The organism is Flavobacterium sp. LC2016-12 (assembly GCF_015351595.1).
Classification (GTDB): Bacteria; Bacteroidota; Bacteroidia; order Flavobacteriales; family Flavobacteriaceae; genus Flavobacterium.
In genome coordinates this window covers 211,507-226,608 of the sequence record NZ_JADKPT010000007.1, presented here as the reverse complement: position 1 = coordinate 226,608, position 15,102 = coordinate 211,507, and the positions used below count along the sequence as shown (strand labels likewise).

Here is a 15,102-nt window from a genome sequence, read left to right as displayed (position 1 = left end):
CAATCAAAAAAATAATCAACAGATACACATGAAAAAAATAATTCTTTTATTTTCACTTCTCTTTGGAGTTGGAAATTTACTCGCACAAGAACAAATCAGGCCTATTGTTACCGGAGTTCCTTTTTTGCAAATCTCTGCAGATGCAAGAGCATCTGGTATGGGAGATATGGGAGTGGCAACATCAGCAGATGTTTATTCACAGCAATGGAATGCCGCGAAATATCCTTTTTCTGAAAGTAAACTAGGTATAGGAATGAGTTATACGCCCTACATGACATCATTGTCGAACGATATTGGTTTATTAAATTTAAATTTCTTTAATAAAATCAACGAAAGAAGTGCTTATGCATTCAGTTTAAGATATTTTGGACTAGGAGAAACCGTATTCAAGCAAAATGAAGATGACCCAGGTCAAATTGTGAAACCAAATGAATTTTCGCTTGATGGGTCTTATTCCTTAAAATTAAGTGAAACATTCGCGATGTCCGTTGCAGGAAGATATATTCACTCTAATTTAGAAATTCAGGATGCTGATCCGGATGCTCGTGCTGCAAGTTCATTTGCTGTAGATATTTCAGGATTCTACCAATCACCGGAAATGGCTTTTAAAAAATTTAACGGTATTTGGAGAGGTGGATTTAATGTTTCGAATCTTGGCCCGAAATTAAAATACAATGGAGATGCATCTACTGAAAGTTTTTTACCTGCTAATTTGAAATGGGGTGGAGGATTTGACTTTATCTTTGATCAGGATAATACATTGGCAACTTCGATAGAGTTTAATAAGTTGCTGGTTCCGTCGCCACAGGATAATCAAACGAATGTTCAATATCAGGAAGCCAGTTTTGTAAAGGGAATATTTAGTTCTTTTACCGATGCGCAAGATGGTTTAAGTGAAGAATTTAAAGAAGTTACGTGGGCACTCGGAATGGAATATTCATATCAAAAAAGATTTGCATTTAGAACAGGATATTTTAATGAAAATAACGAAAAGGGAAATCGTAAATACCTTACTCTTGGCGCTGGATTTAAATACAAGAAAGCCAATTTTGATTTTTCATATCTAAGCTCTACATCTAAGCAAAATGGTCCATTAGATAATGTAATGCGATTTTCACTATCTTTTAACATCGATGAAAAAGTTGCAGATCCTATAGAAGAAAAGGAAAAAAGCGCAAATAATTAAAGCAATTGTTTTTTTCTTCTTATTTGAAATTATAACATAGAATCTCTAAAGAGATTCATATAATGAATTACCCCCAAAAAGCTAAAGACTATTTGGGGGTATTTTTTTTAAAATTGATGAACAACCCTGTAAACTGTTGTCGCAAAAGCAACCAACTCCATTATTTTTTTTATAAAATTAATTAATCATTTTAGTTAATCATTTCTTAATCCCCTAAGAAAGTCATCAGCATTAATATAAATTCGCCTTGTAAATTAGTATGAAATAAGCTATGTTTTAAAAACAGCTGATTATCGTTATATCCCAAAGTAAATCTTAAAAACAACTCTTATATTAAAAAATTGATATATACAACACTTTTAAATATTGCGGTTTTTCAGGGAATAGTCTTAGGCTTAATTATTTTAAAGTCTTCTTTATTCAATAGTAGTTCAAATAAATATCTGGCATACCTACTATTTACACTTTCAATTATTTTACTGAATCATGTTTTTGAAATTGAAAACGCCTTTACTCCATATCCTTTTCTTCGGTTTATTGATCACATCGAGTGGGTATTTCTAATTCCTGCTTTCATATTCCTGTTTGTCATAAACCGGATTGATGATATGGTAAAAAGCAAACAAAAATTGTATTTGTATTTTATTCCATTTGCCTATTCCGCTGTTCTTAATATTGTACAAGATCTTGATCATGTTGCAGGAATTTATACTATTTCTGATTCAGGCATTGGTCTCATCGAAATACTTGGTTTGATACATCTTGCTTTAGCCGTTACCTTCATTCCATTCCTGCTTATTTACTCTTATTTTATGATAAGGCATTTAAAAGATTCACAGGAAAAAAAATGGATAATTACCTTATTGACAATTGTTTCTTCATTGGTATTCGCTTTTCTTATTACCGCTCTAGCTGGCTTATTTCTTCAATATGACATTTCTTCTGCTATGAGCATTCTGGCTTTATCTGCAACATTCATAATTCACTGGACAGCTTATATAGGCATTTACAAATACAAACTTGCCAAAAACAAGGATGCTGTTTATAATTTTCTAAATACAGATTTAACTCTTTCATATAGCAATCTTCAAATTGTAGACAATAGTACGTTACAAGAATATAGGGAATCTATAACGGCAGACAATCTTTATTTTCAAAAACTGGAACTTCTTTGCAAAGAGCAGCACATTTATACTGACAGTGACTTAAACAGAGAAAAGGTTGCAGAAAAACTAGGTATAAGCGCAGGATATGTGTCGCAAATTATAAACATTATAACAGGAGACAATTTTGCCAATTACATTAATCAATACCGGGTTGAAGCTGTTAAGGGAATGATCTTAAATTCTGAATATGATAACTATAATTTGCTCGCGATGGGACTAGAATCTGGGTTTACTTCAAAAGCAACTTTTTACAAAGCCTTTAAAAAACATACAGGACAGACACCTAATGAGTATAAAAACACCAGTAAATAATAAATAAGTATTAATTTATCGATTTTTAAGCTTTTGAGACCTTTTCTAATTTTTCTTACATGAATTTTGGATTTAAATAATTCAAATCATTTTTTATGAGAAAAACCTTTTTACTACTCATCATTTTGTTTACTTTTTATTCTGTCAATGCTCAAAATGAAACTGATCCTTATCAGAAAAATAATGAAATTAAGTTAAATGCAATTGCTCCCTTATGGCAATCTTTTCAGGTTGGTTACGAAAGGCATTTAAATCATAATTCGTCATTAGGGCTTTCTTTTTATTATGTGTTTGACAATACAAAGAGTGAAAAAGATTTGAATTATTCAATATCTCCGTATTACAGAAGATATTTTGGTGAAAAATACGCATCAGGCTGGTTTGTTGAAGGATTTTTAATGCTGGCTTCAACAGATGGCAAAAAAATATACGCTTCAGAAGATCATTCAATATATACCGAAAATCCTGACGTTATTAATTTTGCTCTCGGTGCCGGCGGAGGCTGGAAATGGGTCAGTAAAAGCGGATTCCTTTTTGAAGCAAATGTTGGTTATGGCGGTATATTAATCAATGCAGATAAAACCGATCATACTATTGTTACAAAATTTGGACTAAGTGCCGGATATCGATTTTAGCAGAACTTATTATTCAATCAAAAAAAAATCGAATTCTTACTACAACATTATAAAAATCAGGCATAAAGTGGTTAGCTATTTTAATGCTTTCCGCTACTAAGATAAAGCTTCGGAGAAATCTGAAGCTTTTTTATTTTGGATAAATACCCCTCAAACAAATTCAACGGAACATTGCACCATTCGACGGATTAGAATGTGGGTTTACTTCAAAAATAATTTTTTATAAAACCTTTAAAAAAGTGATTGACAGACACTGAACTAATATAAAAACACCAATAAATAGGTACCGATTTATACAATTTTAAGCTTTTGAGACCTTTTGTAGTTTTTCTTAAACGAATTTTGGATTCAAATAATTCAAATCACTTTTTATGAAAAAAATTTTATTAATAGCTGTTGTTACAGTTTTAGGATTTGCAAATGTTACTGCCCAAGAGATTAAATTTGGTGCTAAAGGAGGTTTAAACTTTGCAACTATTAACGGAGATAATACCGAAGACATTGATATGGTAACATCTTTTAATTTTGGTGTTTTATCAGAAATTCCCATTTCAGACAAATTTTCTTTTCAACCTGAAATAATGTATTCCGGGCAGGGTTATAGTTTTAATGATAATACAATCGCTTTAAGTTATCTGAATGTTCCTTTAATGGGGAAATACTATGTAACTAAAGGCTTGAGTGTTGAAGCCGGACCACAAATAGGTTTTTTACTTGCTGCTAAAAATGAAAAGATAGATGTAAAAGATTCCTTTAATACTGTTGATTTTGGTGTTAATTTTGGCTTAGGTTATAAACTTGACAACGGAGTTAATTTCGGTGTACGATATAATGTGGGATTAACGGATATTAATAATGTCGAGGGTTATTTCGTTAAAAATAAAAATGGCGTACTTCAATTATCTGTTGGTTACTTCTTTTTCTAAATCATAATAATCTCATCGCTTAAAAAAATGTAAATATTTAAACTAAAAAAAAACTTATTCAAAAAAGAATAAGGTTTTTTTATGATCCATATTGGTTCTGTGATTAGATCATAAATTTTGTTATAAATACAAAAAAACACCTTAGCCTTTTTATGACAGAAAAGGAAGCAACTCCAAAAGTTTAAAGTCATAAAAATGCCGTAACTGGGTACTATTATATATTTTTGTAATACATTAATTAACTTGTCTCTTAATATTATACAATGAGTACTATATTTTCTGTCAGTAGCCAAATTAGCTCGGTGTCTACTTTTTCTGACCTTGTGAATACCGATTTCAGGGGAGAAATAAATGCGCTATGCTGGTACAGAGATTTAGATGGTGATTTTAACGAGATCGTAGGCAAACTGTATATAAAGGAAAATATAACGGAAGTTTATCCTGAAGATCTAATCGCACTCCAACTATCCGAAAAAGGAAATATAGCGAGGGATATAATCTTAAACGATATACAATTACTAGCTGATTTTGGTGCTTCACCCTCTCTTAATTTACTAAAGTGTTATGAGCGTGATGATGAATTTGATTTCATATCCACTGATGTATATTCTTTTCATGTTGACCGTTCGCCTATTGCAACAGATACTTTTTTATGTACCTATCACGGAGCGGCAAGTGATATTATTTCTAATTCGCAGGCGGAGCAAAAGATATTAATTCCAGAAATCCGGGCAAAGCTAAAAGAACTGCATAATGGAACAGAACAAGAATTCGAAAACTTTTTGAAGGAAAATTACTTTGATTTGCATTATCAGGCACATGCAGATGTAGAACCTATTAATTTAGGTTTAGGGCATCTTTGGCGACTGGCCGTCGATCACCCAAAACAACAAGTATTACCATGTATTCATAGAGCGCCATTAGAAAATGAAGGCGAATATCGGTTATTGTTGATTTGTTAAAGAAATTGTTGGGGCAATTCCGTAAGGGGAAACTTTTTTAAATCCCTGAAAACTGAATTGATTTGGTAATAAACCAATATTTAAAAACCTAAAGAAACTCGAAACACCGTCCTTCGAAGTATTGTTATGAAAAGCTATGCTTGCTCGTCTGATTGTGCATAATTTTTTTGCTTTTTAGAAATTGTAAACTTGATCCGTTACCTTTTAAAAGGATTCCCTTGGAATGCAATTCGATAAGTTATAAAAAGACAAAACCCTTAACTTTGTTAAGGGCTTAGAGTTTCGCGGAGAAAGAGGGATTCGAACTGTAAATCCAAGACCTCCCTTATATACCACATTTTAATATTTTACTCGAGTTCGAAATGTACTGCCCCACGATTCTGCCACGAAAATAAAAATAATTATCTTTTTATGTTAACTTGTTTAAAATGAGCGTTTTAGTTTAAAACGAATGAATTGCAAAAATAAAATATTTTAATATTTTTTAAATTGAAAATTTCGAAAAAACCGCCTTAAGTTTTTGTGGCAAATTAGAAGGCAACTCCAAACCTTCAGTATAGAAAAGTTTTGGGCGTTTTTTGTAAACCTTAATTAATGTTTTAGGAGCAGAAACCATAAGTTTTATAATAACCTTTAGTCCCGCTGCTCACTAAATCGGGAGATATCGCTCCCATCGCGGCTAGTGTAGAAACTCTATCATTTATGACAAATCCAATGCCCAGTTTGGTAGGGGATAGAACAGGAATTTTACATTAAACTGTCAAAACACTCCCTCATTCAAAATTTACTCTTCGTATTTTTACTCCAGCCAAATCATCTGTGTAAAAGCACCATTGGTGGCAATATCCCAAGCTTCTACTCTTACCCATTTTTTGCCTTTTAAATTTACAGACCAGCTAAAATTCTGCTTACCAAAGGCTAATGTATTATTTAGATTTATGTGTTCGCGATAAACTTTATTGCCATCACCAGAAATAATTTCGGCTAAACTTAAGGGGAAAGTCCAGTTAAGAGATATTTTAATTTTAGCATCGCCTTTTTCTGTAAGTTTTAATGTTTCGCCAGCTCCTTTTCCATTGATAGTAAATGCTGGAATTAGAATTTCTCCGGTACTTACAAAAAATTTACCGTTGCTTATAGCATCTAAAACGGGCTGCCAGCCATCTTCGTAATTAGGCAATTTATCTAACTGGAGATAGTTTACATTTAGATGAGCATACATTTCGTTTTGATGAGTAATGGTAAAAATATCGGCCTCAGAAATTACATGCTTTTTATAACCCCAATTGGCCATATCATCCATTAAATTAAGCACCCGCTTGCTCAAAGTTGGTAATGCCAAATCGCCGGGAATAGCTTTCCATGCCGCACCCATGTAGGTGTCAGATTTAAAAAAAGCTTCGTCTTTGTATTTATCAGGGTAACCTGTTGATGCTTTTGTACGGGCATGCGCTACCCAGGCTAAACCCTTCTCGGTTTCCAGGAGTTTAAGCATTTCGTTTTTATCGCCTACATGGTAAACTTTACCATATATAGGATCGTAGGTCATAAAAGGCATTTCGGCTTTTCGATCCATTATCCAATACACTGGTTTTGGAAAAAAGGCCAGCCAATGGCCACCATAAAAGTTATTGGCCTCTTCGCCCGGGAGTAATAAAAAATTAGAATCGGATAGGCGTTTAGTTTGCTCGAATAAAGAATTAAGTTCTTTTAGTCTGGTGGTATCCGGACCTTTCGGATGACCTGGGCCATGAAACTCTGCAAGTTTTACGATGTCAAGTCCCGCAGTTTTTAAAACATCTACAAATTCTGGTTTTTCTGGCACGGGTTTACCGCTCAGGACAACATCAGAAATAAACTCGTTATGAAAATGGGTAGCCATCGTTTTGTACCCAGGTATAGGCAAGTAAGAATCATCATGGGTGAATTTTTTTACTTCTGCCAAGGCCACTGCAGCATTATCGGTACTTAATAAACAGAAAAAATTAAGTCGCTGTTCTGTATTTGGTGGCGAATTAAACCATGGCACATATCGGTTATCTCCTTTTGGATCTTGACGAATACCTATTCCATATTCTGGAAACATGTCTAAATAATTACTTCCACACCAGGTAAATTTCAAATTAAAAGCCTCGTCTAAAGGATAAAAATATTGATGAGGTGCAGGAAAAACTGCCAAACTGCCCGATTTATTCTCTCCAATTACACTACGGTATTTCACTTCTAAATTTTTAGCCAAATTGGTTTTAGCAGGTTTTATGTATTGTATATTTTTTTGCACATCAGAAAATGCAATGTTTTGCCATAGTTCCTTTTTGTTTAGTAAGCCAGCATCGTATAAAATGGCGGTAGAATCTGTTTTTGTACTAAGCACCGATGCAACATTAAATAAAGGACTGCCATTATAAAGCGTGATTTCTAAAACTCCGCTAAAATTCGCTGCATTCATTTCTGAGATTCGAATTATTGTTTGGGCACCTGACGTACTTACACTTGTTTTACGCTTATCAAATGCTACTTTATAAGTTTGGTACGGGCTATTGGGTACTTTATCAAAAAAGACATCCCAACCGCCGCTATTTGGACTTAAAGTTCTCTTACCTATCCTAAGGATAAATGCTGGATCTAAATTATTGGCAATTTCTTTAAAACCATTTGCATTGCTTAATTGAATACTGTTGAATAATGGTTTCTGATTATCTAAATCTAAAATTAATTTACCAGTACTCGCTTTACCTGTAGGCCAGGTCGCGGTGAGGATTTTCGCTTTTACAGAAACTTTGGCGCCATTATTTTTAAAAGCTGATAAATTAACTGGCACTTGTGCCTTGAGCACCAGAAAGGATAAAATACAAAGGACGAGAATGATTTTTTTCATTTGGTTTGATTAGAAGTTTGAAAATGCAATATAGCAAATCTATTTAGTAAAACGATTTAGTAACACGATTTAGTTTAAAAAAAGATGTTCGTCAAAATAATATTTCTGCGATTTTGATATTTATTTAATAATGTATTCTGTCTTAAATTATCGATAGATAAATAATGTTTTATCAAGTAATTGCCAATAAACAAATGATAAATCATTTTAGTAATATTTTTACTATAAATTTTTATTTTTTTATAAATTTAAGACTTGTTTTTTTGTATTAAAAATCCTCTTTTTGGCTGTTAGTAAAACGATTTAGTAAATAATTATCATTAAAATAATGATTTATTTAAAAAATATAGAAAAAAACAGCATTATATGAAATTATATTTTTTTTACTAAAACGTTTTAGTATGTTTGCAATGTTAACGAAACTTTAACCTAGCTATAAACCAAAAAAATTAATAACACAAACATTTATGAAAACGAAAGATTTCTTGGAGACTGTTTTTAAAATGACATGTCATGTTCTTTTTAAGGTCAATTGTAAATTGAAATTGAATAAGATCGCGTTAATGTGTCTGCTCATTTCCTCTTGTATGATAAATACAGTTTCTGCTGCAAAATTATCCTTTCAACAGGATCCGATAACTATTACCGGAACAGTTACAGATTCTGATAAATTAACATTACCCTTAGTTTCTATTTTAGAAAAGGGAACAAAAAACGGAACTCAAACTGATATGGATGGAAATTATTCTATAAAAGTGAGTTCAAAAAATGCAATTTTAGTTTTTACTTATCAGGGATTAAAAACAGTTGAAGTTGAAGTTGGAAATAAACAAAATATAGACGTTCAATTACTTTCAGATTTAAATTCACTTAATGAGGTTGTAGTAGTTGGATACGGAAAACAGAAAAAAGTAAGTGTTGTTGGCGCTCAATCTTCCGTTGATGTAGACGAATTAAAACAGCCGGTGGCAAATGTAAGTACGATGTTGGCGGGAAGAATATCTGGTTTGACAGGCGTACAGCGTTCAGGTCTTCCGGGTGGAAACAGCGCTGATTTATGGATTCGCGGTCTTTCGACTTTTGGAAGTTCAAGCCCGCTTATTTTAGTAGATGGAGTTGAACGTACCATTGACGATTTGAATCCAATTGATATTGCTTCGTTTTCTATTTTAAAAGATGCTTCGGCAACTGCGGTATATGGTATTCGTGGTGCAAATGGAGTAATTCTTATTGAAACTAGAAAAGGAAAGGTTGGAAAACCACAAGTTATGGTTGATTACAATCAAGGAATTACCACGTTTACAAAAGTACCAGATCTCGTAAATGGTGTTACTTATATGCGTTTGGCAAATGAGGCTTTGGTTACCAGAGGACAACAACCTAAATATTCTGAAGAAACAATAAACCGTACAGAAACGAAATATGACCCGTTATTGTATCCAGATGTAGACTGGCTGGATTCAGTTTACGACAAATATGGGCAAAATCGTCAGGCAACTGTAAACGTAAGTGGTGGAGCTGAAGCTGCTAAATATTATGTTTCGTTAGGCTATTATGATGAAAAAGGATTATTCAAAACAAGTGATACTCAGAGTTACGATTCTGATACACGTTTCAAAAGATATAATTTCACAACAAATTTAAATGTAGATATTACCAAAACAACAAGTATGGTTCTTGGAGTTCGTGGTTATCTTTCTGAAGGAAATTATCCAGAAGTTGGAGCAGATGCTGTATATAGTGCGGCACTTGAAGCTTCTCCTGTTGATTTTCCAGTAATGTATCCAGGTGGATTTATTCCGGGAAAAGGACCGACTTCAGTATTTAACCCTTACGCACAAGTTGCTTTAAGAGGATATAAAACAAATACTAAAAACCAAATAAACTCGAACTTAAGAGTAACACAAAATTTAGATGTCTTGACAAAAGGCTTGACTTGGACAGGAATGTTTGCTTTTGATGCTTACAATGAGCAAAATGTGAACAGAGGAAAAAGACCAAGTACTTATTTTGTAGATCAAAATACGCCTTATACACAAGATGGTCAGCTGATTTTAAATCAAACATATGCTGGAACTGATTATTTAGGATACAGCAGATCAAACGGAGGTAATAGAAGAATTTATTTAGAAACTTCTTTCAATTACGATCAAACTTTTGGCAAACACACTTTTGGTGGATTATTATTGTTCAACAGATCTGATTTTGTTGATGCTTTTGCCAATGATTTTACAGCTTCTATTCCGTATAGAAATCAAGGACTTGCAGGTCGTATTACTTACGGTTATAATAATCGCTATTTTCTTGAGGTTAACGGTGGTTACAATGGTTCTGAGAACTTTGCTCCTGACAACAGATACGGATTCTTCCCTTCTTTTGCTGCTGGTTGGATCGTTTCAAACGAAGAGTTTTTTGCACCTCTTGCCTCAACAATCAATTATTTGAAATTTAGATATTCTGATGGTAAAGTTGGAGCTTCATCAGGTGCAGGGCGTTTTGCTTACTTAAGCCGTGTAGAAGATGGTCAGCCAGGATATGATTTTGGAGAAGATCCACAATATACTCCAGGTATTCGCGAAACATATTACGGTTCAGATGTGACTTGGGCTACTTCAAGAAAACGTGACTTAGGTATTGAGGTTAATGCTTTCAATAATAGTCTTAAAGTAATTTTTGATTTATTTAAGGATCGTTCTTCTGGAGCATTTTTACCAAGAGGAGATGTGCCTATTTATATTGGTCTTGCTGCTTCTCCTTACGGAAATATTGGAATTGTTGATAATAAAGGTTTTGACGGAAGTGTAAATTATACTCAAAACATTAGTGATTTAAAACTTTCGTTTAGAGGAACATTTACATATAATGAAAATAAAATTGTTGAAAACGGAGAGCCGGAACAACTTTACCCTTGGCAGGATAAAAGAGGTACACCTTTAAATTCTCGTTTTGGATATGTGGCAGAACGTTTATACACACTTGCGGATGATGTTAATAAAGATGGATTTATTTCGCCTGCAGATGGAAGCCAATATCCATCTCAATTTGGACAAATCATGCCTGGAGATATTAAATATACAGATTTAAATGGTGACGGTAAAATTGATTCTTATGATCAAAAATTAATTGGTAGAGGAGATGTTCCATCCTTTACATATGGTTTTGGTCTAACAGCAGAATACAAAGGTTTTGATTTGAGTATGTTTTTCCAAGGGCAGTCTGATGCTGACATTATGCTTAACGGACAATCTGTACAGCCTTTTGTAGGTGGTGGAGGTATTGGTAATTTATATACTTCGGCTATTGATCGTTGGACTCCGGATAGTGATGATCCTTATGCAATGTACCCTAGATTATCTTATGGAGATTCAGGAATTGGACAAAATAACAACACACAAATAAGTTCTTGGTGGTTAAGAGATGTTAGTTTCTTACGATTGAAAACAGCAGAGTTAGGATATAATCTTCCTTCTAGTATTTCAGATAAGGCAAGTATAAAAAATACCAGATTTTATATTAGAGGGGTTAACTTATTGACATTCTCAAAATTCAAATTGTGGGACCCTGAATTAAATACCAGCAATGGTAGAGCATATCCAAACATTACAACAGTAGCTGTTGGTGTTAACGTACAATTCTAATAAAAATAAATAGTATAATATTTAAATAATCAAGTGATGAAAAAATTAATATTAATATTTGCGGGACTTTTATTCTTTTCCTGTAATGATGATTTTTTAGATCAAGTACCAGACGATCGTTTGACTTTCGACGAAACTTTTTCTCAAAGAAGCACTGTAGAAAAATACCTTGCAAACATTTATTCACGTGTACCAAGTGAATTAGATCAGAGAGATACTAACTCTCATTCTGGTCCTTGGCTTGGTGCTTCTGATGAGGCAGAATATTGGGTATCCTTCCATTTTGGTAACTTTATGGACATAGGTGACTGGAATGCTGATAGCGGCGAAACGTATGATCAATGGTCTAACTTTTACGGAGGTATCAGAGATTGTTCGACTTTAATTCAAAATATAGGAAAATGTGCTGACTGTTCAGACGACAGAACCAATCAATATATTGCTGAAGCGAGAGTTTTAAGAGCATATTGGTACTATAATTTAATTAGAATTTACGGTCCGGTTATCCTTATGGGAGAAAAACCAGTTCCAGTTGATGCTGATTTAGTTGCACTGAATTTACGCAGAAACAGTATGCAGGAATGTGTGGATTATATTGTAAGTGAATTGAATATTGGAGCAGAAGCTTTGAAAACAGTTTCGTTTACAGATGACAATGCCGGTAGAATGAGCAGACCTTTTGCTTTAGCAATTAAAGAAAAAGCATTGTTGTTAAATGCAAGTCCGCTTTTTAACGGAAATACTGATTATTCAGGATTTGTTGATGAGGAAGGTAAACAATATATTTCGCAATCAGTTGATGTAAACAGATGGAAATTAGCTGCTGACGCTTCAAAAGCATTCATCGATGAATACGTTCCTACAACCTATGATTTGTTTAAAGAATACAATTCTGATGGATCTTACAATCCTTATTTATCAACGCGTGATGTAATGTTGAAAGATTGGAATAAAGAAATGATTTATGCACGACCTCGTGGTGGAATTTCATACCATTATGATGTAACGCCTTATCATTCAGGCTATCCAGATGAAGTGCATGGAGCAGGCGGACTAGCGGTAACGCAGGAAATGGTTGATGCTTATTTTACCGCAAACGGCCGTTCTATTGATGATCCGGCTTCAGGTTACCAAACAACAGGTTTCTCAAATTTTCAAGCACCGTTTGATTATCAGCAAAGACAAACTTACAACCAATGGGCAAACAGAGAACCTAGATTTTATGTTGGTGTTACTTATAATGAAAGCCTTTGGTTAAACCGTGATTTCGGAAATATTATTACAGCAACTTGGTACGGAGGTAACTCGGGACGTAAAGTTGGTGCAAACGATTATACGCCAACAGGATATATGGTTAGGAAAACCATGATTACGGGTAATAAGAACAATACAAACAGAAGTATTCCAATGTTGCGTCTTGCTGAGATTTACTTGGATTATGTTGAAGCCTTGAATGAATACGACGCATCAAATCCTGATATTTTGATTTATTTGAACAAAATCAGAGAGCGTGCTGGAATTCCGCAATACGGAGATGCTGGCTTGCCAGTTCCTGCTAGTCAATCGCAAATGCGTGATGCTATTCACAAGGAGCGTAGAGTAGAGCTTGCTTTTGAAAATGTACGTTATTTTGACGTTCGCAGATGGAAAGAAGCAGAGCAAAAATTTGGTGGGCCTTTCCACGGTATGGATATCAATGCAGTTGAAGAAGTTAACTTTTACAAACAAATAATTTTTGAACAAAGGGTTTTCAATCAAAGACATTATTTATGGCCAATACCACAAAAAGAATTGAACACTAATACTAAGTTGATTCAAAATCCTGGATGGTAATTTAAGTCTGGAACTATTTTACAGCGCTGTTTTTTACTAAAAAACGGCGCTTAAATAACCTTTAAAACGTAAACCTATGAATAAAAATATCGTAAAAATTATTTCATTAATTTTTGTTACAAGCTTACTTTGCTCTTGCAACGATGATGAGACTTCGCTTATTGAAGGACTTCCGGATGCAATTGTAAATACTGATCCTGCGGGAGCGCCTCCAAGAGAAATAAATGAAAACTGGGGCGATCATAAGGACAAATTATACCGTCAATTTTTTGATAAAAATGTCGCTGTATATTATGATAATGACGTAAAAAGACCTTTAGACTGGCCAAATGATTTTTTCAAAAATACATGGAAACAAGTAACGAATACTTACGGAGACTTTGGCGGAGACAACAGATTATATGTTGTTTTTCATGACAAAAGCAAAGGTACCACTTATGTAGGAACTACTTTTAACGACGAAAGCGGAAACAGAAGTATTTTTGACCTTGCGTTTGAAGGTTATGAAATGAAAGGAAACAATATTGACAATCCGCTTTTAGCAATCAGTCAAATTGTTGAGACTTCTTCTAGAGGAATAAACGGTTCTCCTGCACAAGCAGTTTGGGGAAATACTTTTGGAGAAATTTTTACTTATGACATTTACACGACATTGCAAATGCAGGCTGATGCTGATCGTATTGCTGCTGTTTACAATGCAAAAACAGAAAACTTTCCTAAAGAAAATACCTATTGGTTTAAAGATTGGTATTTGCCAATATACAAAGATCACGGTGGAAGTTTAGTACTTGGAAACTTCTTTAAACTAGCTGGTCAATTTTTTCCAACAAATGGGAACTCTTATGATCATCAAATGAATATGGGAGAGTTTGTACACTTTTTTAGCGGTGCAACTGGAGACGATTTACAACCGCTTGCAGAAGCTGCTTTTGGATGGAGCGATGAGTGGCAAGAACAATTATTAGATGCTCGAGCTGATTTCCCAACTTTAAATTACCCTTTTGAACCTGTTGTAAATATAACAGATCTAACTACAGGTGCTAAATTAACAGTAAGTAAAGACAACGGAAACGGAGCTGAAGGAGGAGAAGGATCTTTGAAATTAATTGATAATGACCTAAATACTAAGTTTTTAGTTGGTGGTTTAGATACTAATAATATCAATTTCTGGATGCAGCAAGAACTTACAGAAGCTGCCGTAGTAAATAAATATAATTTCACTTCAGGTAATGATGCGCCGGATCGTGACGCTAAAAATTGGGAATTGCTAGGTTCAAATGATGGTTCTGCATGGACTTCTTTGGACAAAAGAACTAATCAGGTTTTCAGCGGAAGAAATCAAACCAGAGAGTTTGTCGTAGAAAATGAAACTGCTTACAAATATTACAGAATTAACATCACAGCCAACTATGGTAGTGATGCAATTCAAATAAGTGAATGGAGACAGTATTACGTAAGAAAATAAAAGTTTGGATTAATTAAGCTTAGTAGTGATAATGGGGGCATTCTGAAATTGGTTAGTCAGAATGCTCCATTATTTAAAACTCGCAGAATTAATCTTCTGAA

The 15,102-nt window shown here is 33.8% G+C and carries 9 protein-coding genes; 8 read left to right on the top strand and 1 reads right to left on the bottom strand.

Going from position 1 to position 15,102, the window contains the following annotated elements; all coding sequences use genetic code 11:
• Positions 1 to 28 precede the first annotated feature (28 nt).
• From porV to IRZ99_RS13575, 5 genes are all read left to right on the top strand, one after another.
• Complete coding sequence (porV, locus tag IRZ99_RS13595) at positions 29 to 1,186, top strand: type IX secretion system outer membrane channel protein PorV (protein ID WP_194657777.1); 1,158 nt, start codon at positions 29 to 31, stop codon at positions 1,184 to 1,186.
• A 341-nt stretch (positions 1,187 to 1,527) separates the two neighbouring features.
• Complete coding sequence (locus IRZ99_RS13590; protein WP_194657776.1) at positions 1,528 to 2,664, top strand: helix-turn-helix domain-containing protein; 1,137 nt, start codon at positions 1,528 to 1,530, stop codon at positions 2,662 to 2,664.
• A 95-nt stretch (positions 2,665 to 2,759) separates the two neighbouring features.
• Complete coding sequence (locus IRZ99_RS13585) at positions 2,760 to 3,299, top strand: DUF3575 domain-containing protein (RefSeq protein ID WP_194657775.1); 540 nt, start codon at positions 2,760 to 2,762, stop codon at positions 3,297 to 3,299.
• Positions 3,300 to 3,670: 371 nt separating this feature from the next.
• Positions 3,671 to 4,225, top strand: a complete 555-nt coding sequence (locus tag IRZ99_RS13580; protein ID WP_194657774.1) for a porin family protein — start codon at positions 3,671 to 3,673, stop codon at positions 4,223 to 4,225.
• Between the two features lie 263 nt (positions 4,226 to 4,488).
• Positions 4,489 to 5,187: a DUF1826 domain-containing protein gene (locus IRZ99_RS13575; RefSeq protein WP_194657773.1), complete on the top strand. Its 699-nt coding sequence runs from the start codon at positions 4,489 to 4,491 to the stop codon at positions 5,185 to 5,187.
• Positions 5,188 to 5,986: 799 nt separating this feature from the next.
• Here IRZ99_RS13575 and IRZ99_RS13570 read toward each other — a convergent pair.
• Entirely contained in the window at positions 5,987 to 8,065 is a 2,079-nt protein-coding gene (locus IRZ99_RS13570) for a hypothetical protein (RefSeq protein WP_194657772.1), read from the bottom strand.
• Between the two features lie 467 nt (positions 8,066 to 8,532).
• Between IRZ99_RS13570 and IRZ99_RS13565 the strand changes: the two genes are divergently transcribed.
• From IRZ99_RS13565 to IRZ99_RS13555, 3 genes are all read left to right on the top strand, one after another.
• Positions 8,533 to 11,703 (top strand): TonB-dependent receptor, encoded by a 3,171-nt coding sequence (locus IRZ99_RS13565; protein ID WP_228519086.1) that lies wholly within the window; start codon positions 8,533 to 8,535, stop codon positions 11,701 to 11,703.
• 36 nt (positions 11,704 to 11,739) lie between these two features.
• A complete protein-coding gene (locus IRZ99_RS13560) occupies positions 11,740 to 13,536 on the top strand; it encodes a RagB/SusD family nutrient uptake outer membrane protein (protein WP_194657771.1) in 1,797 nt (598 codons plus the stop codon).
• A 76-nt stretch (positions 13,537 to 13,612) separates the two neighbouring features.
• A complete protein-coding gene (locus tag IRZ99_RS13555) occupies positions 13,613 to 15,001 on the top strand; it encodes a discoidin domain-containing protein (RefSeq protein WP_194657770.1) in 1,389 nt (462 codons plus the stop codon).
• Positions 15,002 to 15,102 lie beyond the last annotated feature (101 nt).

Excerpts from the sequence above, each read along its gene's own strand:
- IRZ99_RS13580 (WP_194657774.1), top strand. The coding sequence starts at position 3,671 with ATGAAAAAAATTTTATTAATAGCTGTTGTTACAGTTTTAGGATTTGCA.
- porV (WP_194657777.1), top strand. The coding sequence starts at position 29 with ATGAAAAAAATAATTCTTTTATTTTCACTTCTCTTTGGAGTTGGAAAT.
- IRZ99_RS13575 (WP_194657773.1), top strand. The coding sequence starts at position 4,489 with ATGAGTACTATATTTTCTGTCAGTAGCCAAATTAGCTCGGTGTCTACT.
- IRZ99_RS13570 (WP_194657772.1), bottom strand. The coding sequence starts at position 8,065 with ATGAAAAAAATCATTCTCGTCCTTTGTATTTTATCCTTTCTGGTGCTC.
- IRZ99_RS13585 (WP_194657775.1), top strand. The coding sequence starts at position 2,760 with ATGAGAAAAACCTTTTTACTACTCATCATTTTGTTTACTTTTTATTCT.
- IRZ99_RS13560 (WP_194657771.1), top strand. The coding sequence starts at position 11,740 with ATGAAAAAATTAATATTAATATTTGCGGGACTTTTATTCTTTTCCTGT.
- IRZ99_RS13555 (WP_194657770.1), top strand. The coding sequence starts at position 13,613 with ATGAATAAAAATATCGTAAAAATTATTTCATTAATTTTTGTTACAAGC.
- IRZ99_RS13565 (WP_228519086.1), top strand. The coding sequence starts at position 8,533 with ATGAAAACGAAAGATTTCTTGGAGACTGTTTTTAAAATGACATGTCAT.